The following is a 26,949-nucleotide window of genomic DNA, read 5'->3' on the forward strand; positions in this document are numbered from 1 at the left end:
CCCCCTTTCTTTCAGAACAGACAGGGAGTTTTCCATGTCGGACATCGGACCTCCGCGCGGGGCCGGGCCTCTGGCCCGTTCCGAGGCGCGCCTTGCCTGGGGCCTTTTGACCCCTACGATTTTAGCCGTTTCACTGGTCGTAATCCTGCCGCTCTTGGCGATCTTCTGGATTTCCGTGAAACCCGTCTCACTGTCGGATTTGCGGGCGCCGGATACGGTCGTGCGCGAAGACCTGCGGGGCCGTCCTGCGGCGGCAGGCGATGAGGCGACGCTTCGATACCGGCTGCGCAACTCGTCTCCGAGATCCGAGATCACCGGCGTGACATTGGAAGACGCATGGCCAGAGGGGCTGACGCTGGCGGGGGAGTTGGACCCGCGCTGTGAGATCGCCGAGGGGATTTTGTCCTGTGATCTGGGCGATTGGGAGGGCGGCTATCGTGAGACGCTGAACATCCCTGTCGTGACCGAGCAGGCGTGGTTCGATGCGGAGGGCGATGTCGAGGACACGCCGGTTCAGGTCGATGGCAAAGCCTCTTTCGTGCTCACCAACAATGAGTTCACCTTAAAGAACTTTGTGTCCGTATTTGACGGAGGCGAGTTCTTTTCCGTTCTTGGAGTGACCCTGTTTTACACGGTCTTTGGCACAGTGGGTGCGCTGGTCATGGGGCTTTTCGCCTCCTTGCTGCTCAATCACTCCTTCAAGGGTCAAGGCATTTTGCGCGGGCTTTACCTCTTCCCCTATGTGGCGCCGGTGATCGCGGTGGCCTTTGCGTGGATTTTGCTCTTCGATCCCTTCTCTGGCTCCGCCAACGCGCTTTTGGTGCAGATGGGCGTGACAGATCAGGCGATCAACTTCTTTGGTGAACGGCCCCTGGCGCTGATCATGGTGACGCTCTTTGAAATCTGGCGCTATTTCCCGCTGTCGTTCCTGTTCATCCTCGCCCGGATGCAGTCGATCTCGACCGATATGTATGAGGCCGCCGATATGGATGGCGCCTCGCCGTTTCAGCAGTTCTGGTATCTCAGCCTGCCGCAGCTCTTGGGCATTCTCTCGGTGCTCTTCCTGTTGCGCTTCATCTGGACGTTCAACAAGTTCGACGACATTTTCCTTTTGACCGGCGGCAACGCGGGCACGCGGGTGTTGACCGTGAACGTCTATGAACAGGCCTTTGCGGTGTCGAACATCGGCGCGGGTGCTGCGGTGGCCGTGGTGATCTTTGCCTGTCTGCTGTTGTTCTCCGTGTTCTTCTTCAAATTCATGTCGAAGGAGGAGGGGCTATGAAACACCTCCGTTTCGGATATCTCACCGGCCCCGCCTTGGGCGTTTTGTGGACATTTGTCATCGCGGTGACCGTCGCTGTGGCGATGAGTTTCGCCACCGGCGAAGCGTTCCGGCCCTCTCTGACGTGGTCCGTGATTTTTGGCATTCCCACGGGATTGGCGCTTGTCTGGGGCGGGACGACTTTGGTCGCCTCCGCTCTACTCACTGTGGTCTATTTTATTGCCCTGTCGCTTGGGATCGGCCCGGTTCTGACCGGCAACGTCTCTTTGGTGGCGCGCGTAGCGGCGGCTGTGTTCATGGGGATCGGCATCGGCTGGCCGCTCAAGGTTTTTGTCGAAGAGCTGATCATGGGCGCTCTGACGCGGCATGAGTTTGAGGATGCGGTGATCCGCACGCTCCGGGGGTTTGGCTATATTTTCTTCACCTCCATCGTGGTCATTCCCTTCTACGTGATGGTGATGACCAGTCTGAAAAACCAGGCGCAGCTGATGCAGAACCCCTTGGATTTCTCCATCGACCTGTCGCAAGGCTGGGGTCTGTTCCGCTCCTATGTCGAGCTGATCACGGAGTTCAATTTCGGCTCCTATATGTGGACCTCGTTCTACATTTCGGTGCTGACCGTGTTCATCACGCTTCTCTTCGCGATTCCTGGCGCCTATGCGGTCGCGCGTCTGAGGTTCCGAGGGCAGGCGGCGTTTTCGCGGTCTATCCTCTTGATCTACATGGTGCCGATGATCGTTCTGGCGCTTCCGATCTACATCGCCTTTTCGATGATGGGGCTGCGCAATTCGATCACCGGCATCGTGATGATCTACCCGGTGACCACGATCCCGGTGGCTTTGTATATGCTCCAAGGCTACTTCCGCGGGTTGCCCGCAGAGATCGAAGAAGCCGGGCTGATGGACGGGCTTTCACGGCTTCAGGTGATTTGGAAAATCACCCTGCCGCTCAGCTTGCCCGCGCTTGCCTCCGTGTCGCTTTACGTCTTCATGATCGCGTGGAACGAGTTCCTCTTGGCCTTCATGCTTTTGGACGATCCGTCGAAATTCACCCTGACGCGCGGGATTGCCTCACTCAACTCGTCGGAAATCCCACGGCAACACCTGATGGCAGGCTCGGTGATCGCCACCGTGCCGATCATGGCGCTGTTCTTGGGGCTGGAAAAATTCATGACCAAGGGCCTGACGGCGGGGAGTGTGAAAGGATGACACATCAAAACCCCATCGACCAAGCCGCCCGTGATGTCCTTTTGGGCAATGATCGCGGCGGCTACACCATCCCGACCGCGCGGCTTTATCCCTATCAGTGGAACTGGGACAGCATGTTCTCCGCCTGGGGCTATGCGACCTTCGATATGACCCGTGCTTGGGCGGAGGTCGAGCTTTTGTTCGCCTCGCAATGGGACACCGGCATGGTGCCGCATATCATTTTCCATAAGGTCGACCCGGATTATTTTCCGGGGCCTAAGGTCTGGGGCGCGACCCATGAGCCGCCGACCTCGGGCATTTCGCAGCCTCCCGTGGCCGCGACGCTCATTCGGAAAATCTATGAGAGGAACCCGGAAGCGGGCCTGCCGCATGTGAAAGCGCTCTATCCGAAACTGGTCGCCTGGCATGATTGGTGGATCAAGGAACGCTGCAAAGACGGGCCTGTCGCGATCATCCATCCTTGGGAGAGTGGGCGGGACAATTGCCCCGATTGGGACCTCGGCATGGAGGGCATTGCGATCAATGAGGACGACCCCTATCTGCGCCGCGACACCACCCATGTCAAAGTCGAGGAGCGCCCGCAGAAATGGGATTACGACCGCTATCTGGCGATCCTTGCCTTTGGCCGTTCCGTGAATTGGGACGACCGGGAGATGGTCGAGAACGGTCCCTTCCTGATGGCCGATCCGGGGATCACCTTTGTGCTTCTGCGGGCATTCTCTGACCTGATCGCCTTGGGGCGCATCTTGGGTGAGGATGTCACCAATTTGCAGGCGCAAGAGGCGCAGCTTCGTGAGGGGCTCGACAAGATGTGGAACGCCGAAAAGGGCTGGTTCGACGCCTATGACATGCGGACCGGAAACTTCGCGAATGTCTTGGGATCGGGGGCCTTCTTGTCCTATCTCGCGGGGGTGTCGCGCCCGGCGCTGGACGCCCATTTCGCGCGGATTTGGGACAAGGTGTCCTACGGCATCCCCTCCGCCGACCCGGACAGCGAACGGTTCGAGCCGCGGCGCTATTGGCGCGGGCCGACATGGCCGGTGGTCAATTCGCTCATCGCCATGGGGCTCAAGGACATGGGCCGCAAAGAGGCCGAAGCGCGGCTTCGCGACGAGACCGCGCGCCTGATCGAGGGCGGTGGGTTTTGGGAATATTACGATCCGATGGATGGCACGCCCTGTGGCGGGGCCTCCTTTGGCTGGACGGCTGCCGTCTGGCTGACGTGGTGCGGTCAGACCCGTGCCCCGCAACAGACTGTGAAGGAGTAAGCGATGTCGAGCATTGAGCTACAGGCCGTCGAGAAATGGTTCGGCGACGTACAGGTGATCAAGGGCGTTGATCTTAAGATCGACGAAGGCGAATTCATCATTTTTGTGGGGCCGTCCGGCTGTGGGAAATCGACGCTATTGCGGATGATTGCGGGTCTGGAAGAGACCTCTCGCGGCAAGATTTTCGTGGGCGAGCGTGACGCCACCGCCGAGCCGCCATCGAAACGGGGCCTCGCGATGGTGTTCCAGTCTTATGCGCTTTATCCGCATATGTCGGTGCGCGACAATGTGGGCTTTGCTTTGAAAGCCGCTGGTGAGCCGAAGGATGTGATCAAGCAAAAGGTCGACGAGGCCGCGCGGGTTTTGAAGCTCGACGACTATCTCGACCGACGTCCGAAAGACCTCTCCGGTGGGCAACGGCAACGTGTCGCCATTGGCCGCTCCATCGTGCGCGATCCGACGGCGTTTCTGTTCGATGAACCGCTGTCGAATTTGGACGCTGCGCTGCGCGTGGAGATGCGCTATGAGCTTGCGAAACTGCACCGTTCGCTGAAATCCACGATGATCTATGTGACCCACGATCAGGTCGAGGCGATGACTTTGGCGGACCGCATCGTCGTGTTGGAAGCGGGCAAGATCGCGCAGGTTGGCTCGCCGAAAGAGCTTTACGAACGCCCCGGCAACCTCTTCGTCGCGCAGTTCATTGGTTCTCCGAAAATGAACGTCATTCCGGCAGCCTCAACGGGACAGGGCGATAAGGGCAAGGACCTGGGCATTCGGCCTGAGCACATTTCCATCGTGTCGCCCGGCGAGGGTGATCTCGATGGTGTGGTCGATGTGGTCGAATACCTCGGCGCCGACACTTACATCATCGTCGATGCCGAAAACGGCGCGGGGCAGATGACCATTCGTGATCTGGGCGATGCGCCACATCAGCCGGGTGAAAAGGTCGGGCTGAAATTCGGTGAGGGCCGCACGCATCTGTTCGATGAGGCCGGTTTGGCGATCCGCTAAGAGGTTATATCACAAATGAAAAACGGCAGGCTTTGCGGCCTGCCGTTTTTGGTTTTGCGATGCCCGAGATCAGAAATCCCAGTCTTCGTCCTCGGTCGCGACCGCCTTGCCGATCACGTAGCTGGAGCCCGACCCGGAGAAGAAGTCGTGGTTCTCGCTGTCGGGGCTGAGCGCGGCGAGAATAGCGGCGTTCACCTCGGAGACCTCCGGCGGGAAAAGCGCCTCAAAGCCCAAGTTTTGCAGCGCCTTGTTGGCGTTGTAATGCAGGAAGGTTTTGACGTCCTCGGTCAGGCCGATCTCGTCATAAAGCTCCTCGGTGTATTGGTTCTCGATCTCGTAAAGCTCGAACAAAAGGCTATAGGCATAGTCCTTGAGCGCCTGTTGCTCGGCTTCCGGCAGCTTCTCCATACCGCGCTGGAATTTATAGCCGATGTAATAGCCATGCACCGCCTCGTCGCGGATGATCAGCCGGATGAGATCGGCGGTGTTCGTGAGCTTCGCGCGCGACGACCAATACATCGGAAGGTAGAAGCCCGAATAGAACAGGAAGCTTTCGAGGAACACCGAAGCGATCTTGCGTTTCAGCGGATCGTTTCCGGGCGCGTAGGTCTCGAGAATTGCCCGCGCCTTGGCTTGCAGATGCGGGTTCTCTTCGGACCAACGGAAGGCCTCGTCCACCTCTTTCGTTGAGCAGAGCGTCGAGAAGATCGAGGAATAAGACCGCGCGTGGACGGCCTCCATGAAGGCGACGTTGGTCAGAACGGCCTCTTCATGCGGCGTCACCGCATCGGGCATGAGAGACGGCGCGCCGACGGTGTTCTGGATCGTGTCCAAAAGCGTGAGGCCCGTAAACACCCTGATCGTCAGGGTTTTCTCAAAATCCTTGAGCGTCGCCCAGCTCGGAATGTCGTTCGACAGCGGCACTTTTTCCGGCAGCCAGAAGTTCACCGTCAGACGGTTCCAGACCTCAAGGTCCTTGTCGTCCTCCAGACGGTTCCAGTTGATCGCGCGCGGAATGCGGATATCGGTCATGTCTTTCATACTCTTTCTCCTCAGAGCGTGCAGGACACGCAGCCTTGCACCTCGGTGCCCTCAAGGGCAGCCTGACGCAAGCGGATGTAATATATGGTCTTGATGCCTTTTTTCCACGCGTAAATCTGCGCTTTGTTGATGTCGCGCGTGGTGGCCTCTGCCGGGAAGAACAGCGTCAGGGACAGCCCCTGATCGACGTGCTCGGTCGCCGCCGCATAGGTGTCGATCAGGGCTTCCGGCCCGATCTCATAGGCATCGCGGTAGTAGTCTAGGTTCTCGTTCGACATGAAGGCGGCCGGGTAATAGACGCGGCCGATCTTGCCCTCTTTGCGAATCTCAACTTTCGACACAATCGGATGGATCGAGGAGGTCGAATTGTTGATATAGGAGATAGACCCGGTCGGCGGCACGGCCTGAAGGTTGCGGTTGTAAAGCCCGTCCTTCATCACCGCCTCTTTGAGCTTGGCCCAGTCTTCGCGGGTCGGCAGGTCCATGCCTTCGAAGAGAGATGTCACCTTTTCGCTTTCCGGCAACCAATCGCGGTCGGTGTATTTGTCGAAGAAGCTGCCATTGGCATAGTCGCTGTCGGCAAAGCCTTTGAAGCTCTCGCCATGTTCGCGCGCCAAAGCGTTGCTCTCGCGGATCGCGTGATAGGCGACGGCGGCGAAATAGACGGAGGTGAATTCGACGCCTTCGGGGGAGCCGTAATGGATGTGCTCGCGGGCCAAAAAGCCGTGCAAGTTCATCTGGCCCAGGCCGATGGCATGGCTTTCGTCATTGCCGCGACGGATCGAGGGCACGGAGTCAATCGCGGACATTTCCGACACGGCGGTCAGCGCACGCACGGCGGTGCCGACGCTCTGGCCCAGATCCTTGCCGTCCATGGTTTTCGCGATATTCAGCGAGCCGAGGTTGCACGAAATATCGGTGCCAAGGTGGCTATAGGACAGGTCATCGTTGAACTCGGAGGCCTCGTTGACCTGCAAAATCTCGGAACAGAGGTTCGACATGTTGATGCGACCCGCAATCGGGTTCATCCGGTTCACCGTGTCCTCGAACATGATGTAGGGATAGCCGCTTTCGAACTGAATTTCCGCGATGGTCTGGAAGAAGGTCCGCGCGTTGATCTTTTTCTTGTGAATGCGTTTGTCGTCCACCATCTCTTCGTATTTCTCGGTGACCGAGATTTCAGAGAAGGGCACGCCGTAGACCTTTTCCACGTCATGCGGGGAGAAGAGATACATATCGGCGTTTTTCTTGGCGAGCTCAAAGGTGATGTCGGGGATCACCACGCCCAAAGACAGCGTCTTGATGCGGATTTTCTCGTCGGCGTTTTCGCGTTTGGTGTCCAAAAACCGCATAATATCAGGGTGATGCGCGTTCAGGTAAACGGCACCGGCACCCTGACGTGCGCCCAATTGGTTGGCGTAGGAAAAGCTGTCTTCGAGGAGCTTCATCACCGGAATGACGCCCGAAGACTGGTTCTCGATACCTTTGATCGGCGCGCCGTGCTCGCGGATGTTGGTCAGCAAAAGCGCCACACCGCCACCGCGTTTCGACAGTTGCAGCGCGGAGTTGATGCCGCGACCGATGCTTTCCATGTTGTCTTCGAGACGCAAAAGGAAACAAGAGATCAACTCGCCACGGGATTGCTTGCCTGCGTTCAAAAACGTCGGCGTCGCGGGCTGGAAACGACCCGACAGCATTTCGTCCATGAAGGACAAAGCCAGAGCTTCGTCACCGCGCGCCAGAGCCAGCGCGGTCATCACCACACGGTCCTCATAGCGCTCAAGATAGCGCTGCCCGTCGCGGGTTTTCAGCGTGTAAGACGTGTAATATTTGAAGGCGCCCAAGAAGGTCGGGAAACGGAATTTCTTGGCGTAGGCGTCGTCCCAAATCTTGCGCATGAAGTTCTTGGAATATTGGTCCAGAACCGCCGCCTCATAGTACCCTTCCTCCACGAGATAGCCGAGCTTCTCGTCGAGCGAGTGAAAGAACACGGTGTTCTGGTTCACATGTTGCAGGAAATATTGACGTGCCGCCATGCGGTCGGCCTCAAAACGGATATGCCCGTTCTCGTCGTAGAGATTGAGCATCGCGTTGAGCGCGTGATAATCCGTGGTGCCATTCAGGCCAGATTTTTGGCCACTCTTCAAGCCATCGTCGAGCATGGCGCATCCCCCATTTGTGCGAGGCCGAGGTTCCGGCCCATCTGTTCCAATCCGGCGCGAACCCGCGCGATGTCATTGTCAAATCCCGCCAGCTCGAATTTGTAGAGCAGCGGGACATTGCATTTCCGGGCGATCACATCGCCCGCGCTGGCAAACAAAGTGCCGAAATTTCGGTTTCCAGACCCAATCACACCACGCAGCAGCGCGCGGGTGTCGGGATCGTTCAAGAGGCGGATCACCTGTTTCGGAACCGCGCCGCGCCCCTCGCCATCCGCATAGGTCGGACAGATCAGGACGAAAGGCCGGTCGATCACCGGCCTCGTATCCTTCGGAGAGATCGGAATGCGTTTCGCCGGAAGGCCGAGCCTGTCGACGAAACGCACCGTGTTTTCCGAAGTGGAAGAATAATAGACGATATCCGGAAAGCCGCTTGGCAGCGCCGGCTCTGGACACACGTCTGACATCGGATCAGGACAGGCGTGCGATCATGTCGGGACGAAAGCCGGACCAGTGATCCTCACCGGCGACGACAACAGGTGCCTGACGGTAGCCGAGGCCGGTCACGCGGGACATGGCGTCGTCGTCTTGGGTCAGGTCGATCACATCGTAGCTGATGCCTTTGGCATCGAGCGCGCGCGTCGTGGCGGTGCATTGCACGCAGGCGGGTTTCGAGTAAACGATGATGGTGTCGGTGGCGTTCTGGGTCGCGGTCTGGGCGGTCATTGCTCTTTGTCCTCTTGTGTCGTGCCGAGGACAGCGGAAACCCCGCGCCCCCGAACCCTCCGTTCGTGGTTCTGTTCCGCTTTGGCAGGTCTCCTGACTTCGCGGATCATGGCTTGGCTGGCCTTCCCAGAGCCCCTTTCAAAGGGCGGCCCCAGTGGCATTTTCAACCTCGCTCACCGCTTACAGTTACGGGGGTAGCGCCGGATTTACACCGATCTTCCCTCTTAGCCACCGACACGAGTCGATGGAACCGAAGCAACATCATATAGCTTCCTGAGGGGGTCTACTGTCAATATGTAGATAGCGCTTGACAGGAATTGAATCGGAGAAAGTTATCGGCGCAGGTCTTGGGTGATCTCAATCGCCAAATTTTGCAGCGCTTGACCCGATGCGCGGGCAATGCTTGCGGGGCTCGCATCCGGCAATGGCACAGAGATGTCGAACCGACTGATCCGTTCTCGCACAACATGGTCATAAGAGGAAACCGCAAACTGACCTTTCAGGACAAATTGTCCCTCTGATTGTCCCTCTGATCGTCCTGGCGCGCGCGCCAACATATCGGAAACCTGCACATGCACAGCGGCCTGCGCAGGCGTTTCAAGCGGCCAAGGCTCGGCGGCGACCGTTGCGGAGCCGCCCCGCGAAATCGCCTCCGCCAGACGCAGGGTCACGGCGCGGCGTGGCTCGTCGGCCCAGAGCGCGTTGTCCAAAGGCGTCAGGGCGCCATCCGCCCCCTCGATCAAAATCTGCGACTCTTCGGCATAGGCGGGTAGGGAGACCTCGCGCATCTCCAGCGTCGCCACCTGCATCCGCACTTGCGTGGTTTCGGCCGTGGTCGCTGCGGGGGCGCTATCGATCAGATAACGCGGCTCGGTGCCGCCACAGGCGGTGAGGGCCAGAAGAGCGAGGGGGAGAAAACGAACCATATCGATCACCGTCCAAACAAGAGGGAATTGGGATTGCGCTCGATGGCGCGGGCGAGTTTGCTGAGCGCTTCGGCGGCGGCGCGCACTTCGCGCAGCGACGAAATTGTCTCGCGGTTGAAACTGGATTGCGAGCCGTAATCCGATAGGGTGCGCTCGGCCTCGGCCACCAGCGCCTCGATCCGGCGCGACAGCTCCGGCAGGTTCGCGGTGGCATCCTCGACCGCAGACGCCGCTTCGCGCGCAGAGGCCAGCGTCGCATTGGTGTTCTCGATCAAGCCGCCTTCGCGCAATTCGGCCAAGGCCTCGCGCGCCTCGTCCAACGCGCCGGTCAAGCTGGCCGGAAGCGCGCGCATGTCGGGCGTGTCGACCAGGCGGTCCGCGCCTTCGAGAAAGGCGGAGGCAGCGGCCAAGAATTGTTCGACCTCAAGCGCATTGGCTTTTTCGGTGAGCGCCTGCAAATCCGCGATCAGAGCGGGCAGGGTCTCGGTCGCCGTGTCAATCTTGCCCGCGACATCCGTGACGGAGGTGGCGGCCTCTTCGGCGGCATCAAGTGCGGCGACGAGGCGGTTCACCGCATCGGCCTGACGCAACTGTTCGGCGACGGCGCGCAGTTCCGAGACGGCGGTGTTCAACTCTGCGGGCAGGGCTTGGGTCTCCGGGCTGCCGATGAGGCCGCGCGCATCGTCCAGAAGCGCGACAAAGGCATCGGGGGCGGCGCGCAGGTTTTCGTCCCCCGCGAGGCTCTCCACGGCGGCCAATGTGGCGATGGTCTGATCCAAAAGTTCCTCGACCGGCAGGTCGTTCACCCGTTGCAAAAGCCCCTCGGCGGTGGCGCCCATATCCGGCAGATCGGAGGCGACAGAGGGCAACAAAGGTGCCGTTTCCGCGAAAATGCCCAGCGTATCCGGCGCGGCATCGGGCAGTTCCACCAGCTCGACCACGAGGGAGCGGCTAAAAATGCTTTGCGTCGCCAACCGTGCGCGCAGCCCGTTTTTGACCGCATTCGAGAAAAAGGCGATCACCTCTGCGGTGGGGGCCTCGGCATCTAAGCCCAGCCGCTGCGGGTCGATGGAGATCACCGAGCGCAGTACGACCTCTTGGCTGTCATTGCGCTCTTCGATGAAGGCGCCAAGGAAGGAGACAGAGCCGATTTTGACGCCTTTGTAGACCACCGAGGAGCCAGCCGTCAGGCCGCTGACGGATTCGTCGAATTCCACGGTCAGATCGACCGGGTTCTCGATTTCCTCGCGAAACACGCTGGCGCGCGCGGTGTCTTCGTCGTCGTAAAGATCGAACACCTGCCCGCTGCGGATCGGTTCGCTGCCGGAGACCACCGTGTCAAAGGCGATGCCGCCGCGCACGAGGCTGGCAATCGAGCCGACCGAGAGGTTTAGCCCGCTGGGGCCGATGTTGACCGAAAAGCCGGAGACCTGCCAGAACCGCGCAGCACTGGTCAGGCGGCGATCATAGGGCGCGTTGATAAAGGCATCGACCATGACGCCCTCGCCACTGTCCGTCAGGCGCGGGGTCTCGATTTTGCCAACCTCGATGCCTTGGTGAAAGATCGGCGCGCCGGGGGTGAGCTGACTGCCGGAATCGGTGCGCAGCGTCACTTTCGTGCCGCGCATGCCGGGCAGGATCAGCGGTGTCTCTTCGAGGCCCGTGAAACGCGTGGCTTTCGCCTCGGGCACGGGGTCGAAAGCGGCCTGGATATAGGCGCCCGAAAGCACGGTGGAGAGGCCGGTGATGCCGCTGGCGGAGACCTCTGGCCGGACGATCCAGAATTGCGCATCTTCGGGGAGAGAGGCGGCGACGGTGCGGTCGATCCGCGCGCCGATGACGACGGAGGCCAGATCAGGCGCGAATTTCACATCCTCGACGACGCCGATTTCGACGTCCCTGTACCGCAATGTGGTCTCATCGGCGGTGATCCCTGCGGCGTTTTCGAACAGAATTTCGATCCGCTGGCCGCGCTCGGCCCAGCTTTGCCAAGCGATGAAGAGCGTAACCACGAGGGCCGCGAGAGGCACCAGCCAGACATAGGACAGATTGCGCCAAAAGCTGTGTTTGGGCGGCGAGATCACTATGTCTGCGGGGCCCGTCTCGGGCTTTTGCTCGTTTGTGTCACTCATCTTCCAAAGCATCCCAAATCAGGCGTTCATCGAAACTCAGGGCCGCCATCATGGTGAAGGCCACAGAGAGCGCGAAACTGATCGCGGCGATCCCCGGTGTGATCGTCGCGGCGAAATCCAGCCTTACCAGAGAGGAGAGGATGGCGACAACAAAGACATCGATCATCGACCAGCGCCCGATGAATTCAACCACTTCGAACAGCAAGTGACGATGATGCGCCGACATGCGGACCCGCCGCGTGGTGGTCAGACCGAGAAAGGCGATGGCGATGAATTTGGCGACCGGAATGATGATCGAGGCGACAAAGACGATGGCGGCCACCCCGTAAGAGCCATGATGCATCAGCTCGACCACCCCGCCGAGAATGGTGTTTTCAGTCGTATGGCCGAGGCTGGCGGTGGCAAGCATCGGGTAAAGATTGGCGGGGATATAGACCACCATCCCTGCGATCAGCCAGGCCCAGACCTTTTGCAGATTGGCGATGTCGCGCGCATGAAGTGCCGCGCCACACCGGCCACAGACCGCCGCAGAGGGCAGGTGCACCTTGCCGCATTGCGTGCAGCCGACAAGGCCCGCGTCGCGCGCGGTCAGGATGTGCGGCGGGCGTCCAGCGTTTTCCAAACGGTCACTCTGCTCATAAAATTATCTTTCAACACGGTCACGATGACCAAGGCCACAAAGGCCCAGAACGCAGGCCCCAAAGAGACATGCGCCAGCCCCGCCACTTTGACCAGTGCCACGGCGACGCCGACGATAAAGACCTCCGCCATGGCCCAAGGCCTGAGCGCTTCGGCCAGACGAAAGGCGCTTGCGGCATGACGCGCGGGGCGCCAGCCAAAGGCCATCGGTCCCAACACATATAGAAGGGAGAGAAACCGTGTCACGGGGAGGATCACGATCAGTGCAGCCATGGCAATGGTCAAGGGGGCTGTTAGCCCGGTCGCAAAGGCCATCACCGTGTCCAAAAGCGAACTGCGTCGCACCATGCCCGCCGCGCCCAGTTCCAGAAACGGAAAGAACACGGCGGCGATCATTAAAATGAGCGCGGCCAGAGCCAGCATGATGATCCGGGTCATCGCCAAGGGGCGTGGCGCCTCAATCACCGTTCCGCAGCGCGGGCAAGAGGCGGTGTCGCCCATCGCCACATCCCGGTCGACCAGCAAAGCGTCACAGGCCGGGCAGGCGATCATCCTGTCGGGGTCGATGTCTCGATGGGAGGGCGCGGGCGCAGACATGGTGTGATGTTACCCGCAACTTGGGCCGACGAAAAGCGGTTACGCGGGGTTGTGGTGAAAGCCAGCTTGTGGTGGCCTAAGAGGCACGCCGTGTGAACTTTTGCAGCAAGGAAAAGAAATTCAGCACCTGAGGCTTGCGATTGTCGAGACGCGCGTGGGCCGTCAGGCTGGTGCCGGGATTATGGCCTTCGTAGGGGCGATAGGTGACGCCAGAGCGCGGCGAATGCGACACGCTTTCGGGCACTACGGCCAGACCGACGCCGACGGCCACGAGTGAGATCGCGGTTTGATAATCCTGTGCGAAAATCTGGTCTTTCGGCGAAAACCCTTCCTCGGCGCAGGTGCGCAGGATGAAATCGGCAAACGACGGGCGCGGGCGGCGCGGATAGAGCACAAAGGTCTCGTCTTTCAACGTGTTGAGCTGCACGGGCTTGGTGCTTCGGGCATGGGTGGAGCCATCGGGCAGCGCCAGAATGAGCGGTTCGCAAAACAGTTGCGCGGAGCGCAGCTCTTCGGCGCCGGACAGATGCGGGCGGGCGACCGCGATGTCGATGTCGCGTTGAATCAACGCACGCTCAAGATCGGCATTGTTCATGGACGACAGCGACAGATCGACATTCGGGTAATGCGAGCGAAAGGATTTGATCAGCGTCGGCAGCGGGCCGTGGGTCGCGGAGCCGACAAAGGCAATTCTGAGCCGCCCGGCGCCGCCTTGCCCGATCTGGGTGGCCTCGCGGTAAGCGCTGTCGAGATTGGCGAGAATGTCGCGGGCGCGGTCCAAAAGCACCTCGCCCGCGTCGGTCAGGCGCACTTGATTGCGGCTGCGGTCAAAGAGTTTGACGCCCAGCTGATCTTCGAGTGCGGCCACCTGACGCGACAGCGGCGGCTGCGCCATGCCGAGGCGCGTGGCGGCGCGGCCGAAGTGCAATTCTTCGGCCACGGCGATGAAGTATTTCAGACGTTTAAAGTCCAAGAGAGGCCCTCTGGCAGCCCCTTCAGCCCATTTTCGCGAGCGCTTCGACGAAATGCGGACGGAAGGTGGCGGGGTTTTCACTCATCGGAAAATGCCCGATCCCGTCCATCACGGCAAGGGTGGCGCCGGGGATCTGATCCGCGGTGCGTTTGGCGTCCTCGGGCGTGCAGGTCATGTCGTAGGTGCCGACCATGATGTGCAGGGGTTTGTTCGACGTATCGATGCCGCCCAGCTTGCCGACAAGGCTGTCGTCCTTGGTGTAGAAATTCAGATCACCGCGGAACACGCCGGGCCCCGATTGCATGAACATCCACTGGGTGTTCCAGCGCTCGGCTTTCGGCCCCTGCGGTGCGATATTGGCGGACACCAAAGCGGCCCCCATTTCGCCCCCATGGGCATCGGGCCGGTGGAACCAGTCGATGTCATACCACGCCGGCTGGAAATCCGAGGCCTCGATGGCGATGAAACCCTTGAACGGCTCCGGGTTGTTGAGCGCGAGTTGCAGCGCGATGCGCCCGCCCATGGAACAGCCCGCGTAGATCGGATTTTCCAGCGCCAGCGCCTCGACCAGTTTCAACACGGTCTCGACATAGACCTCGGTGGTCAAAAGATATTCCTCTTCCTCGAACCCCTCGGGCGGCAGGCTTTTGCCATGCCACGGCATGTCGGGGGCGATGAAGCGATAATTGGCTGTGAGTTCCGCATCGTTCATGATGTGGCGCCACTGGCGGCTGTCGGCGCCAGCGGTGTGGAAACAGATCACCGGCTGGCCCTGACCCGCCTCTTCGACAAAAACGCGGTAGCTGCGGCCTTTGACCTCGATGGTCACATAGCGGCCGATAATCGGTTCATATGCAGGTTGCGCGCTCATGCTGCGGCCTCCTCTGGGCGACCAAGCGCCATGAATTCTTTGAAGAAACGCAGGTTTTTCACCAGCACGAGAATGTCGCCTTCGATCCGGCCACGCCCGGTTTTGACAAAGCCGAAGATGTCATGAAACGACGGCTCCGGGATCGGCTGCCAGAATTTTTCAAGCGCCTCGCCGTCGGTGCGGATCGCAAAACGCCAGGGCGTCTGGCGGCTCGGCCCTTCGGTCATGCGCTCCAGCGCGCCACGGTGAAAGGCGAGGTAATATTCGTTGCCGTCGATCTCAATCAGGACGGTTTCGGAAAACAGCGCGCCGAGCCGCTTGAGATGCGGTTTCTCGGCCAGTTTCCGGCCCATGTCCTCAAAGCGGACACGCAGGTCATGTGTCATGTTTGGTCCTCAATCTTTGCGGGCGTATTTTTCGATCAGGTCGAGATCGGGCGTGACGCCCAGACCCGGGCCGTCCGGCAAATGCACCTCGAAATTCTCGTATTTGAGCGCGTTGCGGCAGAGGTCTTCGATCAGGATTTTCGGCCCGAAATGCTCGGTGCCCCATTCGAGTGCCGGCAAGGTGGCAAAGGCATGCAAATGCGCCGCGGCCCCGACCGAGCTTTCCAAAAGGCAACCGCCGTAGAGCTGTACGCCCGCCGCCTGCGCGATGCCCGCGACTTGTTTGAGTTGATGCACACCGCCGTGTTTGCACAGTTTCAGCGACAGAACGGAGCCCGCCGCGCGGGCGCAGCCGTCGAGGGCCTCTTCCAGTGTGAAAACGCCCTCATCCATCATGATCGGGATCGGTGAGCGCTCGGAAATCCGCGCCATGGCGGCCATTTGACCGGCGGGCAGGGGTTGCTCCACCAAGCTCACGCCAAGATCCGCGAGACGCGGCAGGTAGCGGATGAAATCGGCCTCGGACCAGCCTTGGTTCACATCGGCGATGATGTCCGTGCCGGTCGGCAGGGCCTTTTGCAGCGCCGCCAAACGGTCCAGATCGGTTTGCGGATCGGCAAAACCCAGCTTGATCTTAAAGCGGTTGAACCAACCTTTTTCGATCATGCCCTGCGCCTCTTCGACCTCTTGCGCCGCGTCACCCGACGCCAGCGCCCAAATCGCAGAAAAGGACGTTCGCCGCGCGCCACCAAGAAGCACATGTGCGGGCACGCCAAGGCTCTTGCCTGTGGCATCCAAAAGCGCGGTGTCGAGCGCGGATTTCGCGGCGTAATTGCGTTTGCAGGCCTTGGCCATGTCACCGGCGGCGGCTTCCAGCAGGTAGGCCGGTTTGCCGATCAACGCGGGCGCCAGATAGGTGTCGATATTGGCCTTGATCGCTTCGACGCTTTCCTCGGCCCAGCGCGGACCACCCAGTGTGGAGGCCTCGCCAAAGCCCTCGACGCCATTGTCCAATGTGACGCGGACGAAGACATAGCCCTGATAGCTGATGGAGGTGTTCGACAGCTTGTGTTTGCGACGGGTCGGGGCCTCAATGATCCAAGAGGTGACGGCGCGAATGCGCGTCGCCTCCATCAGGTCTCCCTGGGGGTGGCCGGTGAGCGGTTGTGCGGAAAGGGGGGTGTTCATGGCAATTCCCAGACGTTCAATTGGAGGAACAGCACGGGGAAGCGTGCCGTTCCTGAAGAGGAAGGGCCGAAGCCCATCCAAAGGGTTTATCGGGTCACTCGGCTGCGACGCTTTCAACAAGCGCGTTGTCGCGGATCACGAAATCAAACGTCATCACGAGATCGGTGTCGGCGCCCTCGGGGGCTTTGACCATCTCGCCGATGAGGTCTTCTTTCACGGCAAACACGCTGTCGTTGTCGAGATATTCGGTCGTGCTGTCATAAATCTGCGAGATCAGGGTCTTATAGCCATCCTTCATGATCATGAAGTGCACGTGACCGGGGCGCATCGGGTGGTGCCCCATGTATTTCAAAAGCTCACCGGCAGCGCCGTCATAGGGGATCGGGTAGGGCACCGGGCGGATGGCGACGAATTCATATGCGCCATTCTCGTCGGTGATGAACCGCCCTCGCAGGTTGAAGTCCGGCTGATCCGGGTCTTGCTGTTCGTAAAGGCCATTGGGCGCATCTTCCCAGACGTCCATGGTCACGCCCGGCACCGGGTTGCCGTCGGTGTCGCGGATCGTGCCGGAGACGCGGACCGTTTCCTGACCTTCGAAATCCTTCTGGATGATCGAGGCGCCTTTCGGAAGCACCGGCGGGTTTTCGCGGTAGAACGGCCCGAGCACGGTCGAGATGGTTTCGTTATGGGTCGGTTTCTTGTCGAGCATATCGGCCAGAACTTCGACGCCCATGATGTCGGAAATCAGGATGAATTCGTTGCGCGCGTCGCTGGAAATATCGCCGGCGCGGCGCATCCATTCCATGGCTTCCAGCCATTCATCATAGGTCAAATTGACCTCTTTCATGAACTCATGAACATGCTTGAGCGCGGCTTTCATGATTTCCATGTTGCGCGCGGGGATGTCCGTATCCATGGATTTGATAACGGCATCGGTGATGTTGTCGATTGTGATATTGCGCATAATGACTCCTCCCGTCTGTAAGGCTGGCGGGGAATCTGACGGTGATCCACCTCTTTCTCAATGCCTTGCGGGATATGTCGTAATACCTGTGAGGTATCGAATTGCTTGCAAGTAAATCTATTGGGTAAGGCAATGTGCCGCAGCCCGATGCGCAACTGTGCCGAGAGATTGGACAAAATCGGTCGGGAGCGATTGCGGGCAAACCGAATGCAATCGACGCGCTTGTGGTCGCGCGAGGTGTCAGTCTGAGATGTAGGGGATATGGTAGCGGAGGAGGGACTTGAACCCCCGACACGCGGATTATGATTCCGCTGCTCTAACCAACTGAGCTACTCCGCCGAAGTGCCGCGTAGGTAGACGGATCGGCTCAGAGGGTCAAGAGGGAAAGTGACCGAAAATCGCAGATTGCCGACGCGCGCACAAAACGAGGCCGTCTTAACCCTCTATGACCTCCCACGGCGTCTCGAACCAATGCTCCTCTAAGTTGGGGGTGGCGCCGATTCTGTCGATCACGGCGAACATGCCGTTGCCGGACAGGGGGGTCAGGACGCCGTGCCATGTGCCCTTATGGAAATTGATCGCCTGTGTGCCGTCACTGACAAAAGCGTGGGGCTTGGCGTCGGGGCCATCGGAGACGATGATCAGGAACGGATCGGCGGACATCGGCACAAAGCACTGCGAGCCCTCCGGGTGCCGTTCGATCAGGTCGAGCGCATAGGGAAAGTCCCGCAACTCGGCGTGAAACACCGACACGCCGACACGCCCGCCGGTCTCGGGGGTCACATCGACCGAGGCACGGTCGTGGTAGCGTCCGCATTTGCCTTGGTTGATGATCTTATCCGGCGCGCCTTTGGCGTCGATCACATCGCCGTAAGGCGCAAAGGCCTCCGGCGTGAGCGGTTTTGTGGTGATGTTGCGGTTCATCCCAGCTCCAGCTTCGCGTGACGGTTCACGTCTTTGTAGAGCAGGTAGCGGAAAGGGCGTCGACCGGCGGCGTAGCAGGCCTGCGGGCAGAAGGCGCGCAGCCAGAGGAAATCGCCCTCGGAAACCTCGACCCAGTCTTGGTTCAGAAGGTAAACGCCACGCCCCTGCAACACGTAGAGACCGTGCTCCATCACATGGGTCTCCGCGAAAGGAATGGTGCCGCCGGGTAGGAAGGTCACGATATTGACGTGGAAATCATAGCGCAGGTCATGCGGATCGACAAAGCGCGAGGTCGACCAATAGCCCGAGGTGTTCGGCATCTCGATCGGCGGTTTTTCCATATCGGCGGTGACAAAGCTTTCGGGCGCGTCGATCCCCGGCACGGCTTCGTAACGCTTGCGAATCCACACGAAGGTCGCGGGCGTGTCATTGTCGTTTTGCACGGTGTATTTGTCACCCGGCGCGACAAAGACATAGCTGCCGGGCTCAAGCTGATAGGCTCGCGCGCCGATGGTGATGCGCATATGACCTGCGAGGACAAAAAGCACGCATTCCGCCAACGGATCGGGTTCCGGATCGGTGGACCCGCCGCCGGGGCTGACCTCGACGATCAACTGGGCAAAGGTTTCGGCAAAGCCGGTCATCGGACGGGCCAGGGTCCAGGCGCGGGTCTTGTCCCAGCCGGGCAGATAGCTCACGACGATGTCCGACATCACCCCATGTGGGATGACGGCATAGGAATTGGTAAACACGGCACGTTCACGTGCGTGATTGTTCTGATCGGGCAGGCCGCCCGTGGGGGCGCAGTAGGTGTATTCGTAGCTCATTGGTGTCTCTTAGAAATCCATGTCCTGCAAGCGGTGCCACGCAATCCGTTCGACCTGTTGGCAGGCCGTTTTGAATTCTTCGTCTCTGGAATGGTCCAGTCGGGCGTGGAAGGCCGCGAGGATTGTCTCCTTGGTATTGTCTTTCACGGCGATGATAAAGGGGAAGCCGAATTTTTCGGTGTATTCGCTGTTGAGTCGCTCGAAGGTGGCGCGCTCGTCGTCGGTCAGCGCATCGAGGCCTGCCGAGGCCTGTTCCGAGGTGCTCTCAGCGGTGAGGCGTTTGGCCTGCGCCAGTTTTCCGGCCAAGTCGGGATGCGCGATCAACACGCCGTCCTTTTCGGCGACGGAGGCGGAGCGGAAGGCGCGGCAGAGCGCGGAATGCACACCGATCCACGTGTCATGCGCGGGACCGAGTTCCAGCCCCCAAGCCCGTTCCGCCACCCATGGTGAATGTTCGAAGATACCGCCGAATTTTTCGACGAACGCCTCTTTGGACATCTGAGACGGCTTCGCCTTGCGCTGATGCGGATGCGTCGCGGCCCAATGTTTCGCGATGTCGATCCGCCGCGGAGTCCAAACGTCGTCGAAGCGCTTGATGTACTCGATGAACTTCTTGAGCCCCGCCAATTTGCCCGGACGTCCGATCAAACGGCAATGCAGCCCGATGTTCATCATCTTCGGCGTGTTTTCCGTGCCTTCGGCATAGAGCACATCGAAGGCGTCCTTGAGATAGGTAAAGAACTGTTCGCCGGTGATATAGCCGGGAGCCGTGGCAAAGCGCATGTCATTGGCCTCTAACGTGTAGGGGATAATGAGCTGATCGCGGTCGCCGACTTCGAGCCAATAGGGCAGGTCATCGTCATAGGTGTCGGACACATAATCAAACCCGCCCTCCTCAGATACGAGGCGCACGGTGTTGGCAGAACAGCGCCCGGTGTACCAGCCATAGGGCCGCTCGCCGGTGACTTCCTCGTGGAGACGCACGGCCTCGGCAATCGCCGCGCGCTCTTCTTCCTCGGGCATGTCTTTATGCTCGACCCATTTGAGGCCATGCGAGGCAATTTCCCAGCCCGCGTCTTGCATCGCGGCGACCTGTTCGGGGGAGCGGGCCAAAGCGGTGGCCACGCCGTAGATCGTCACGGGAATCTCCGCGCCTGTGAACAGGCGATGCAGCCGCCAGAACCCGGCGCGCGCGCCATATTCGTAGATCGATTCCATGTTCCAGTGGCGCTGACCCTTCCACATGGCCGCGCCCGCAATATCGGACAGAAAGGCCTCCGAGGCCTCATCGCCATGCAGGACACAGTTTTCGCCGCCTTCCTCATAGTTCAACACGAATTGCACCGCGACTTTCGCACCACCAGGCCACTGCGGATCGGGCGCATGAGCGCCATAACCAGACATGTTTCGAACATAACGCGGTGGATTTTTCGGCATTTCCGTTGGCCTTCGTGTTTTTTGACTAATTGGTAGGCTTGTGAATATCGAATACTCTTTTGTATGCAATCTGGCGAGAATGATTGTTGCCGCGCTCAAAGCTTTCCGACAGTCTTGCATGTAAACGCTAACAATTTGGGCAGCTTCTCCATGACGTCCGGTTTTTTAACCACCCATGTTCTCGACACGGCCAAGGGCCTCCCCGCAGAAGGGATCGAAATCGCGCTTTATCGCGTGTCCGGCAACAGCCATAAGAAAATCGCCACAGCCGTCACCAACAGCGACGGGCGCACAGATGCGCCGATCCTGCCCGTGGAAAAATTCAAGACCGGCACTTATGAATTGATTTTTTTCGCGGGCGATTATTTGAAGCGCACCGGTCAAGCGGGCGAAGAGCCGCTGTTCCTCGATCAAATTCCGATCCGCTTCGGGATCAACGATCCTGACAGCCATTATCACGTGCCGCTTTTGCTATCGCCATTCAGCTATTCGACGTACCGGGGGAGTTAAGATGAGTTTATTACCGATTTTCTGGGAATGGGCCGAATTTGCTCTGCGCTGGGTCCATGTGATCACCGCGATTGCGTGGATCGGCTCGTCCTTTTATTTCATCGCGCTTGATCTGGGCCTGCATCCGTCTTCCGACCGCCGCCAAGGCGTCGCAGGCGAAGAGTGGCAGGTCCATGGCGGTGGCTTCTATTTCATCCAGAAATACATGGTCGCACCGGCGCGCATGCCCGAGGACCTCATCTGGTTCAAATGGGAAAGCTACGCCACATGGCTCTCGGGAGCGGCGCTTATGGCCGTGGTCTATTACCTTGGCGCCGAGCTTTATCTCGTCGATCCGAACGTCTTGGAAATGGCGCCTTGGGTGGCGGTGATCGTCTCCATCGTGTCGCTGTCGATCGGCTGGATTCTCTATGATCTTCTGTGCAAATCGAAGTTCGGCGATGACAACACCCGGTTGATGATCTTTCTCTATATCATCCTCGTGGCGATGGCTTGGGGCTATACCCAGATCTTCTCGGGCCGCGCGGCGTTTCTGCATCTGGGCGCGTTTACCGCGACGGTGATGAGCGCCAATGTGTTTTTCATCATCATCCCAAACCAGAAAATCGTTGTCGCGGATCTGAAGGCCGGGCGCACGCCCGATCCGAAATACGGCAAAATCGCCAAGCAACGCTCAACCCATAACAACTACCTGACCCTGCCGGTGTTGTTCATGATGCTGTCGAACCACTATCCTCTGGCGTTTGCGTCGCAGTACAACTGGATCATCGCCGCGCTGATCTTCCTGATGGGCGTGACGATCCGGCATTTCTTCAACACCATGCATGCGCGCAAGGGGATGCTGTGGTGGACTTGGGGCGCCACTGTCGGTCTGTTCCTGATCGTGATGTGGCTGTCGACCGCCGGGATTTACATGCAGGACGGTGGCGAAGACGAGGCGGCCCTTGGCCCGTTGGCACAGAAATTCGCGTCTGCCGAGGGGTTCGAGGATGTGCATGACATCGTCGTCACCAACTGTTCGATGTGCCACGCCAAAGAGCCCTATTGGGAGGGCATGGCCTCGCCGCCCAAGGGCATTCGTTTGGAGACCACGCAGGAGGTGGCGACGCTCGCGAAAGAGATCTGGCTACAGGCCGGGGTGACCCATGCGATGCCACCGGCGGGCAGCTACATGTATCTCGATGACGACAGTCGTGCGGCCATTCGTAAATGGTACGAGGGCGCGCTTTAAGATGAAGCGGAAAGAGTGAGGCGGGGATGTTCCCCGCCTTATTTTTTAGAGAACTGCCAGCGCGTTTCCTGCCGGTAGGTCTCATCCGGGTCGAGCCGGACGGCGGGAAAATCGGGGCGGTTCGGCGCATCCGGCCAGCCCTGCGCCTCCAGCGCCACGCCGCAAAAGCCGATCTCAGGCACGCCTCGATGACCGGCGAAATTGCCGCTGCTGATGGGGGCAGCGTCAAAGACCTGTAGTCCCGGCTCGGTCGTATCCATCCGCATTTCAACGCCAGAGGTGCCGCGCAGAACGGCGGCGGGCTTCACCGCGCCACGCGTCTCGGCGAGGCAGAAATTGTGATCGTAGCGCTGGGGGGCGGAGGGGCTGAGCACGCGCCCTTCGCGCAGATCGAACGCGGTGCCTGCGACCGCTGTGATCTCCGTCGGGATCAACCGCGCATCAATGGGCAGATAGCGATCCGCAAAGACCTGCAGCACATGCCCTTCTGTGGTCGGCGTGCCGTCCAAGGTCCAATAGGCATGATTGGCGAGGTTTATCAGCGTCGGCGCATCCGTCGTGGCCGTTAGCTCAAGCGTCAATGTGGCGGGCGCCGACACCGTATAGCGCGCGGTCAGGAACCGTTTGCCGGGAAAACCACCCTTGCCATGGGGCAGTGTGAGGGTGAGCGTCAGAGAGGTCGCCGTCAGGCTCGCGATGTCCCAAATTTCGGTGTGAAGCCCGTTTTCCCCACCATGCAGCGTGGTCGGGCCTTCGTTGGCGTCGAACTGCAAGGTCTCGCCGTCCAACTCGGCCTGCGCCTCCGCAATGCGATTGGCGACCGGGCCGACAATCGCGCCGAAGTAAGTCATCGGCCCGTTCTCATAGGCGGCGATGTCAGAACTGCCCAGCGTCAGCCCATAGGGCACACCGCGCAGCCGCACGTCGTTGAGAATGGCGCCATAGGTCAGCACCGTGGCCGAAAGATCGCCCGCCGACAGGGTGATCGCATGGACGGTACGCCCGTCTTGGAGCTTGTCGAATTGTGTCTTCATCCCGTGATCCGATCTTGTGCGAGTTGGAAACCTGCGCGGTACATTGCGGCCTCATTGGTTGCGATGAAAGGGACGAATTGACTGTCGAGCGCGACGCGATAGGGGGCGCAGGTCTCTGCTGCGCCAATGAGGGCGACGGATTGCCCGAGCCAGTAGGCGCGTGTCGCCGCCAATTCCGCGCCGATCAAAGCGGCGCTGGCGAGGGACGCCGCCTCGGCTTTGCTCATCCCGTTTTGGAACATCTCCGCCTGGGCGCTCGCCAACCTCATGGCGGCGTTTTCCGGGCGGGACATCGTGTCGGAGAGCGCCTCTTTAAAGGTATCCTCATCCGTCAGGGTCAGCCCCATATCAAGCGCACTCGACACCATCGCTCCGGTCAGAAATCGCCGCATGGAGACGATCTCTTCGGCACTCACATGCGCCCAGAGCGTGCTCTGCGCGCCGGGCAAACAGAGGATGCCATCGAATTTGGGGTTGAGTGCAATGAACCCCGCCATGGCGACCTCTTCGCCATGGGTCACGGTCAGGGGATTGGTCTGCGTCAGCGAGGGGATCGTGCCATTTGGCACGTTCTCGGGCAGGGCCGTGCAGGGCAGGGTGCGGGGTGTTGTCCTCGCACCGGCAATGAGAGACGGGCGGGTGTCTTCGGTGAGACCTTGGGGCAGCGCAACACGCTGGGGCATAGCTTTTGGATGATCCAAGTCCCAGAGCAATAGCTCTGTTCCCGTCCAAAGACCTGCTTCTGCCATGACCTGCGCCCTCCGCCCCTCGTGTTCCCCCCTTTATCGCGTGGCGCGGAAGGTGTTGCAATGGGCCGGAGGGCGGCAAGTCAAGAACGGGATCAGGATTTGAGCGTTGCCGGGTAGCCTGCATTTTTCAGCGCGACAAGAATGGCCTCGTCACCCGCTTCGGAAAACACGTCGATCTCGCGTGTGTCCATGTCGGCGTCAATCTCGACCGTGTCGTCGATGGCCTCAAGGGCTTCGGTGATCGAGGCCTTGCAATGACCACAGCTCATGTCGGGGACGGAAAATACGGACATAATGTCGCCTTTCTGAGAGAAGTTGTCGGAGAACGCGGGGCCGCACTCGCCTTCACGCATTCATTGCCTTACATATGTAGCCGATCCTGATCCAAAAGCCAGAGCGACAAAATGCACACCACCCGCCTTTCCGTCGAAGGTATGACCTGCGCCTCTTGTGTGGGCCGTGTCGAACGCGCGCTCAAGGGCACAGAAGGTGTCGAGACCGCCAATGTGAACCTCGCGACCGAGACGGCGGAGGTGTCGTTTGGCGATGCGGTGAAGGTCTCCGATCTCGTGACGGTGTTGGACAAGGCGGGCTATCCGGCGCGGGTCGAGGAACTGGTGTTTGACGTCCACGGCATGACCTGCGCGTCTTGTGTTGGCCGGGTTGAACGCGCTTTGGCGCAGGAAGAAGGCGTCACGGAGGCCTCCGTCAATCTGGCGGCGGAGACGGCGACGGTCACATTCTTGAGCGGTGTGCAGGATGTCGAGAGCCTCACAAAGGCCATCGCGAAAGCAGGCTATGAGGCCAAGCCGCGCATCGACCGCGACGCCGCGCCGGAGAACCGCAAAGCCGATGAGGCGCGCGCGCTCAAATCGAAACTGATCCTCGCCGCCGCGCTCACTCTGCCTGTCTTTATCATTGAAATGGGCGGACATCTAATCCCTGCGCTACATCATTGGTGGATGATGACGGTGCCGGAATGGCTCTGGCGTATGGTGCAATTTGCTTTGACCGCTGTGGTTCTGGCCGTGCCGGGTCGGGTGTTTTTTGCCAAAGGCATTCCGTCTTTGTTGAAAGGCGGGCCGGATATGAATGCTTTGGTCGCGCTGGGCGCCGGGGCGGCGTTTCTCTATTCCACCCTCGTGACCTTTTGGCCGCAAGCGGTGCCGATGGGCGCGCAGAACGTCTATTTCGAAGCCGCCGCCGTCATTGTGACCCTGATCCTTCTGGGGCGTTTTCTGGAAGCGCGGGCCAAGGGGCACACCGGCGAGGCCATTCGCAAACTCGCGGGCATGCGGGCCAAAACCGCGCGGGTGGAACGTGACGGCGAAGTGATCGAACTGCCCATTGAAGAGGTCGTCGTCGGCGACGTGTTGCACCTGCGTCCGGGCGAAAAGATCGCGGTGGATGGTAAGGTGCTCACGGGTGACAGCCATGTCGATGAGGCGATGATTTCGGGCGAGCCGATCCCGGTCGCCAAGGCCGAAGGCAGTCCGGTCATCGCCGGTACCGTCAACGGCGAGGGCGCAATGACCTATATCGCCGAGAAAGTCGGCGCGGACACGATGCTGGCTCAGATCATCCGCATGGTCGAAGAGGCGCAGGGCGCCAAGCTGCCGATTCAGTCGCTCGTCGATAAGGTGACGATGTATTTCGTGCCTGCCGTGATGGCGCTGGCCGCCGTGACCGTTGTGATCTGGTTTGCCGTCGGGCCGGAGCCCGCGCTGGCGCATGCCTTGGTCGCAGGTGTTGCGGTGCTGATCATTGCCTGTCCCTGCGCGATGGGTCTGGCGACTCCGACCTCGATCATGGTGGGGACGGGGCGCGCCGCCGAGCTGGGTGTCTTGTTCCGCAAAGGCGATGCGCTGCAAGCTTTGCAAGAGGTAAAAGTCATCGCTTTCGACAAGACCGGCACGCTGACCGAAGGCCGCCCGGATGTCACCGGTCTTGTGACGCTGGCGGGCGACGAGGCCGCGCTTTTGGCCGAGGTGGCCGCCGTCGAGGCAAAATCCGAACACCCGATTGCCCGTGCTATCGAGCGCGCTGCCGAGGCACGCGGGCTGCGCCTGCCGGAGGTCGACAAGGCCCGCGCGATTGCAGGTCACGGCATCAAGGCGGAGATCGGGGATGTTTCGCTTTTGGTTGGCAATATGCGTCTGATGACCCGCGAAAAGATCGACGTCAGCGCCTTTGAAGCGCCGCTGGCTGAGCTGGCCGACCAAGGCCGCACTCCGGTTCTCGTGGCGCGCAATGGCGTGGCTGCGATGGTCCTCGGCATTTCCGACCCGATCCGTCCGGCGTCGCGCAAAGCCATTGAGGCGCTTCATGCGCGCGGGATCAAAGTGGCGATGGTGTCCGGTGACACGCGCCGCGCGGCGGAGGCCGTGGCGCGTGATCTTGGCATTGATCACGTCGAGGCCGAGGTTCTGCCGAAGGGCAAAGCGAAAACCGTCGCGGCCCTCAAAGAAAGCCACGGCGCTGTCGGTTTTGTCGGCGACGGGATCAACGATGCGCCCGCGCTGGCCTCGGCGGATGTGGGCATCGCGGTCGGCACCGGCACGGATGTCGCCATCGAAGCCGCCGATGTGGTGCTCATGGGCGGCGATCCGAGTGCGGTGGTCACCGCCGTGGACGTGAGCCGCAAAACCATGGGCAATATTCGGCAGAACCTGTTTTGGGCCTTCGCCTATAACGCCGCGCTCATTCCCGTGGCCGCCGGTGTGCTGTACCCGTCCTTCGGGCTGCAACTGTCGCCTATGCTGGGGGCTGGCGCGATGGCGATGTCGTCCGTTTTTGTGGTCTCCAATGCGCTTCGGCTGCGTCGGATGCGGGCCGCTCTCTAGGAGAAAACAGGTCTTTGTGC

Annotated in this window: 26 protein-coding genes, 1 tRNA gene and 1 riboswitch; of the genes, 7 read left to right on the forward strand and 20 right to left on the reverse strand. The window is 60.2% G+C overall.

Going from position 1 to position 26,949, the window contains the following annotated elements; translation table 11 throughout:
- Window positions 1-34: 34 nt before the first annotated feature.
- From ACN0X0_RS11725 to ACN0X0_RS11740, 4 genes are read left to right on the forward strand one after another with little or no spacing between them, the layout of a single operon-like run.
- Window positions 35-1,282, forward strand: coding sequence for an ABC transporter permease subunit (locus ACN0X0_RS11725; RefSeq protein WP_417279296.1), 1,248 nt, complete (start codon window positions 35-37; stop codon window positions 1,280-1,282).
- Complete coding sequence (locus ACN0X0_RS11730) at window positions 1,279-2,490, forward strand: ABC transporter permease subunit (protein WP_417279297.1); 1,212 nt, start codon at window positions 1,279-1,281, stop codon at window positions 2,488-2,490. Before ACN0X0_RS11725 ends, ACN0X0_RS11730 begins: the two co-directional genes overlap by 4 nt.
- Entirely contained in the window at window positions 2,487-3,758 is a 1,272-nt protein-coding gene (locus tag ACN0X0_RS11735) for an MGH1-like glycoside hydrolase domain-containing protein (protein WP_417279298.1), read from the forward strand. Before ACN0X0_RS11730 ends, ACN0X0_RS11735 begins: the two co-directional genes overlap by 4 nt.
- Before the next feature lie 3 nt (window positions 3,759-3,761).
- Window positions 3,762-4,772 (forward strand): ABC transporter ATP-binding protein, encoded by a 1,011-nt coding sequence (locus ACN0X0_RS11740; RefSeq protein WP_417279299.1) that lies wholly within the window; start codon window positions 3,762-3,764, stop codon window positions 4,770-4,772.
- Between the two features lie 69 nt (window positions 4,773-4,841).
- Here ACN0X0_RS11740 and nrdF read toward each other — a convergent pair whose 3' ends face one another.
- The 17 genes from nrdF to puuE form a co-directional block, all read right to left on the reverse strand.
- The gene (nrdF, locus tag ACN0X0_RS11745; protein ID WP_167602596.1) at window positions 4,842-5,813 is read right to left on the reverse strand and encodes a class 1b ribonucleoside-diphosphate reductase subunit beta; all 972 of its coding nucleotides are present in this window, start codon (window positions 5,811-5,813) and stop codon (window positions 4,842-4,844) included.
- An 11-nt stretch (window positions 5,814-5,824) separates the two neighbouring features.
- Complete coding sequence (gene nrdE / locus ACN0X0_RS11750) at window positions 5,825-7,975, reverse strand: class 1b ribonucleoside-diphosphate reductase subunit alpha (protein ID WP_417279300.1); 2,151 nt, start codon at window positions 7,973-7,975, stop codon at window positions 5,825-5,827.
- Window positions 7,957-8,439: a class Ib ribonucleoside-diphosphate reductase assembly flavoprotein NrdI gene (gene nrdI / locus ACN0X0_RS11755; RefSeq protein ID WP_417279301.1), complete on the reverse strand. Its 483-nt coding sequence runs from the start codon at window positions 8,437-8,439 to the stop codon at window positions 7,957-7,959. Before nrdI ends, nrdE begins: the two co-directional genes overlap by 19 nt.
- Window positions 8,440-8,443: 4 nt before the next feature.
- A complete protein-coding gene (nrdH, locus tag ACN0X0_RS11760; RefSeq protein WP_417279302.1) occupies window positions 8,444-8,698 on the reverse strand; it encodes a glutaredoxin-like protein NrdH in 255 nt (84 codons plus the stop codon).
- A 65-nt stretch (window positions 8,699-8,763) separates the two neighbouring features.
- A riboswitch (cobalamin riboswitch) is annotated at window positions 8,764-8,968 on the reverse strand.
- 62 nt (window positions 8,969-9,030) lie between these two features.
- Window positions 9,031-9,624, reverse strand: a complete 594-nt coding sequence (locus ACN0X0_RS11765; RefSeq protein WP_417279303.1) for a PqiC family protein — start codon at window positions 9,622-9,624, stop codon at window positions 9,031-9,033.
- Window positions 9,625-9,629: 5 nt separating this feature from the next.
- Complete coding sequence (locus ACN0X0_RS11770) at window positions 9,630-11,756, reverse strand: MlaD family protein (RefSeq protein ID WP_417279304.1); 2,127 nt, start codon at window positions 11,754-11,756, stop codon at window positions 9,630-9,632.
- Entirely contained in the window at window positions 11,749-12,378 is a 630-nt protein-coding gene (locus ACN0X0_RS11775; RefSeq protein WP_417279305.1) for a paraquat-inducible protein A, read from the reverse strand. Before ACN0X0_RS11775 ends, ACN0X0_RS11770 begins: the two co-directional genes overlap by 8 nt.
- Window positions 12,345-12,992: a paraquat-inducible protein A gene (locus tag ACN0X0_RS11780; protein ID WP_417279306.1), complete on the reverse strand. Its 648-nt coding sequence runs from the start codon at window positions 12,990-12,992 to the stop codon at window positions 12,345-12,347. Before ACN0X0_RS11780 ends, ACN0X0_RS11775 begins: the two co-directional genes overlap by 34 nt.
- A gap of 76 nt (window positions 12,993-13,068) precedes the next feature.
- Window positions 13,069-13,965, reverse strand: a complete 897-nt coding sequence (locus ACN0X0_RS11785) for a LysR substrate-binding domain-containing protein (protein WP_417261167.1) — start codon at window positions 13,963-13,965, stop codon at window positions 13,069-13,071.
- Between the two features lie 22 nt (window positions 13,966-13,987).
- Window positions 13,988-14,836, reverse strand: coding sequence for an alpha/beta fold hydrolase (locus ACN0X0_RS11790; protein ID WP_417279307.1), 849 nt, complete (start codon window positions 14,834-14,836; stop codon window positions 13,988-13,990).
- The gene (locus ACN0X0_RS11795; protein ID WP_417279308.1) at window positions 14,833-15,222 is read right to left on the reverse strand and encodes a hypothetical protein; all 390 of its coding nucleotides are present in this window, start codon (window positions 15,220-15,222) and stop codon (window positions 14,833-14,835) included. Before ACN0X0_RS11795 ends, ACN0X0_RS11790 begins: the two co-directional genes overlap by 4 nt.
- Before the next feature lie 9 nt (window positions 15,223-15,231).
- Entirely contained in the window at window positions 15,232-16,410 is a 1,179-nt protein-coding gene (locus ACN0X0_RS11800; RefSeq protein ID WP_417279309.1) for a muconate/chloromuconate family cycloisomerase, read from the reverse strand.
- A 94-nt stretch (window positions 16,411-16,504) separates the two neighbouring features.
- Window positions 16,505-17,374, reverse strand: coding sequence for a dioxygenase (locus tag ACN0X0_RS11805; protein ID WP_417264351.1), 870 nt, complete (start codon window positions 17,372-17,374; stop codon window positions 16,505-16,507).
- 262 nt (window positions 17,375-17,636) lie between these two features.
- Window positions 17,637-17,713: transfer RNA gene (locus ACN0X0_RS11810), tRNA-Met, on the reverse strand.
- Between the two features lie 96 nt (window positions 17,714-17,809).
- Window positions 17,810-18,298 carry an ureidoglycolate lyase gene (locus tag ACN0X0_RS11815; RefSeq protein ID WP_417279310.1) on the reverse strand — a complete coding sequence of 163 codons (489 nt, stop codon included), beginning with the start codon at window positions 18,296-18,298 and terminating at the stop codon, window positions 17,810-17,812.
- Window positions 18,295-19,125: a bifunctional allantoicase/(S)-ureidoglycine aminohydrolase gene (locus ACN0X0_RS11820; protein ID WP_417279311.1), complete on the reverse strand. Its 831-nt coding sequence runs from the start codon at window positions 19,123-19,125 to the stop codon at window positions 18,295-18,297. Before ACN0X0_RS11820 ends, ACN0X0_RS11815 begins: the two co-directional genes overlap by 4 nt.
- Window positions 19,126-19,134: 9 nt before the next feature.
- Entirely contained in the window at window positions 19,135-20,562 is a 1,428-nt protein-coding gene (gene puuE, locus ACN0X0_RS11825; RefSeq protein WP_417279312.1) for an allantoinase PuuE, read from the reverse strand.
- A gap of 150 nt (window positions 20,563-20,712) precedes the next feature.
- Here puuE and uraH point away from each other — a divergent pair, with 150 nt between their 5' ends.
- The gene (uraH, locus tag ACN0X0_RS11830) at window positions 20,713-21,072 is read left to right on the forward strand and encodes a hydroxyisourate hydrolase (protein WP_417264347.1); all 360 of its coding nucleotides are present in this window, start codon (window positions 20,713-20,715) and stop codon (window positions 21,070-21,072) included.
- Window position 21,073: 1 nt separating this feature from the next.
- The gene (locus tag ACN0X0_RS11835) at window positions 21,074-22,303 is read left to right on the forward strand and encodes a urate hydroxylase PuuD (RefSeq protein WP_417279313.1); all 1,230 of its coding nucleotides are present in this window, start codon (window positions 21,074-21,076) and stop codon (window positions 22,301-22,303) included.
- A 38-nt stretch (window positions 22,304-22,341) separates the two neighbouring features.
- Here ACN0X0_RS11835 and ACN0X0_RS11840 read toward each other — a convergent pair whose 3' ends face one another.
- The 3 genes from ACN0X0_RS11840 to ACN0X0_RS11850 form a co-directional block, all read right to left on the reverse strand.
- A complete protein-coding gene (locus ACN0X0_RS11840; protein WP_417279314.1) occupies window positions 22,342-23,337 on the reverse strand; it encodes an aldose epimerase family protein in 996 nt (331 codons plus the stop codon).
- The gene (locus ACN0X0_RS11845; RefSeq protein WP_417279315.1) at window positions 23,334-24,086 is read right to left on the reverse strand and encodes a 2-dehydro-3-deoxygalactonokinase; all 753 of its coding nucleotides are present in this window, start codon (window positions 24,084-24,086) and stop codon (window positions 23,334-23,336) included. Before ACN0X0_RS11845 ends, ACN0X0_RS11840 begins: the two co-directional genes overlap by 4 nt.
- A gap of 92 nt (window positions 24,087-24,178) precedes the next feature.
- Window positions 24,179-24,379 (reverse strand): heavy-metal-associated domain-containing protein, encoded by a 201-nt coding sequence (locus ACN0X0_RS11850; RefSeq protein ID WP_417279316.1) that lies wholly within the window; start codon window positions 24,377-24,379, stop codon window positions 24,179-24,181.
- Window positions 24,380-24,490: 111 nt separating this feature from the next.
- Here ACN0X0_RS11850 and ACN0X0_RS11855 point away from each other — a divergent pair, with 111 nt between their 5' ends.
- Window positions 24,491-26,929: a heavy metal translocating P-type ATPase gene (locus ACN0X0_RS11855; RefSeq protein ID WP_417279317.1), complete on the forward strand. Its 2,439-nt coding sequence runs from the start codon at window positions 24,491-24,493 to the stop codon at window positions 26,927-26,929.
- The last annotated feature ends 20 nt before the right edge of the window (window positions 26,930-26,949 follow it).

This window comes from Celeribacter sp. (genome assembly GCF_048270365.1).
Taxonomy (GTDB): Bacteria; Pseudomonadota; Alphaproteobacteria; order Rhodobacterales; family Rhodobacteraceae; genus Celeribacter.

Bases quoted from the DNA above. Each gene is read 5' to 3' on its own strand.
- ACN0X0_RS11725 (WP_417279296.1), top strand. From the start codon at position 35: ATGTCGGACATCGGACCTCCGCGCGGGGCCGGGCCTCTGGCCCGTTCC.
- ACN0X0_RS11730 (WP_417279297.1), top strand. From the start codon at position 1,279: ATGAAACACCTCCGTTTCGGATATCTCACCGGCCCCGCCTTGGGCGTT.
- ACN0X0_RS11735 (WP_417279298.1), top strand. From the start codon at position 2,487: ATGACACATCAAAACCCCATCGACCAAGCCGCCCGTGATGTCCTTTTG.
- ACN0X0_RS11740 (WP_417279299.1), top strand. From the start codon at position 3,762: ATGTCGAGCATTGAGCTACAGGCCGTCGAGAAATGGTTCGGCGACGTA.
- nrdF (WP_167602596.1), bottom strand. From the start codon at position 5,813: ATGAAAGACATGACCGATATCCGCATTCCGCGCGCGATCAACTGGAAC.
- nrdE (WP_417279300.1), bottom strand. From the start codon at position 7,975: ATGCTCGACGATGGCTTGAAGAGTGGCCAAAAATCTGGCCTGAATGGC.
- nrdI (WP_417279301.1), bottom strand. From the start codon at position 8,439: ATGTCAGACGTGTGTCCAGAGCCGGCGCTGCCAAGCGGCTTTCCGGAT.
- nrdH (WP_417279302.1), bottom strand. From the start codon at position 8,698: ATGACCGCCCAGACCGCGACCCAGAACGCCACCGACACCATCATCGTT.
- ACN0X0_RS11765 (WP_417279303.1), bottom strand. From the start codon at position 9,624: ATGGTTCGTTTTCTCCCCCTCGCTCTTCTGGCCCTCACCGCCTGTGGC.
- ACN0X0_RS11770 (WP_417279304.1), bottom strand. From the start codon at position 11,756: ATGAGTGACACAAACGAGCAAAAGCCCGAGACGGGCCCCGCAGACATA.
- ACN0X0_RS11780 (WP_417279306.1), bottom strand. From the start codon at position 12,992: ATGTCTGCGCCCGCGCCCTCCCATCGAGACATCGACCCCGACAGGATG.
- ACN0X0_RS11790 (WP_417279307.1), bottom strand. From the start codon at position 14,836: ATGAGCGCGCAACCTGCATATGAACCGATTATCGGCCGCTATGTGACC.
- ACN0X0_RS11795 (WP_417279308.1), bottom strand. From the start codon at position 15,222: ATGACACATGACCTGCGTGTCCGCTTTGAGGACATGGGCCGGAAACTG.
- ACN0X0_RS11800 (WP_417279309.1), bottom strand. From the start codon at position 16,410: ATGAACACCCCCCTTTCCGCACAACCGCTCACCGGCCACCCCCAGGGA.
- ACN0X0_RS11805 (WP_417264351.1), bottom strand. From the start codon at position 17,374: ATGCGCAATATCACAATCGACAACATCACCGATGCCGTTATCAAATCC.
- ACN0X0_RS11815 (WP_417279310.1), bottom strand. From the start codon at position 18,298: ATGAACCGCAACATCACCACAAAACCGCTCACGCCGGAGGCCTTTGCG.
- ACN0X0_RS11820 (WP_417279311.1), bottom strand. From the start codon at position 19,125: ATGAGCTACGAATACACCTACTGCGCCCCCACGGGCGGCCTGCCCGAT.
- puuE (WP_417279312.1), bottom strand. From the start codon at position 20,562: ATGCCGAAAAATCCACCGCGTTATGTTCGAAACATGTCTGGTTATGGC.
- uraH (WP_417264347.1), top strand. From the start codon at position 20,713: ATGACGTCCGGTTTTTTAACCACCCATGTTCTCGACACGGCCAAGGGC.
- ACN0X0_RS11835 (WP_417279313.1), top strand. From the start codon at position 21,074: ATGAGTTTATTACCGATTTTCTGGGAATGGGCCGAATTTGCTCTGCGC.
- ACN0X0_RS11840 (WP_417279314.1), bottom strand. From the start codon at position 23,337: ATGAAGACACAATTCGACAAGCTCCAAGACGGGCGTACCGTCCATGCG.
- ACN0X0_RS11845 (WP_417279315.1), bottom strand. From the start codon at position 24,086: ATGGCAGAAGCAGGTCTTTGGACGGGAACAGAGCTATTGCTCTGGGAC.
- ACN0X0_RS11850 (WP_417279316.1), bottom strand. From the start codon at position 24,379: ATGTCCGTATTTTCCGTCCCCGACATGAGCTGTGGTCATTGCAAGGCC.
- ACN0X0_RS11855 (WP_417279317.1), top strand. From the start codon at position 24,491: ATGCACACCACCCGCCTTTCCGTCGAAGGTATGACCTGCGCCTCTTGT.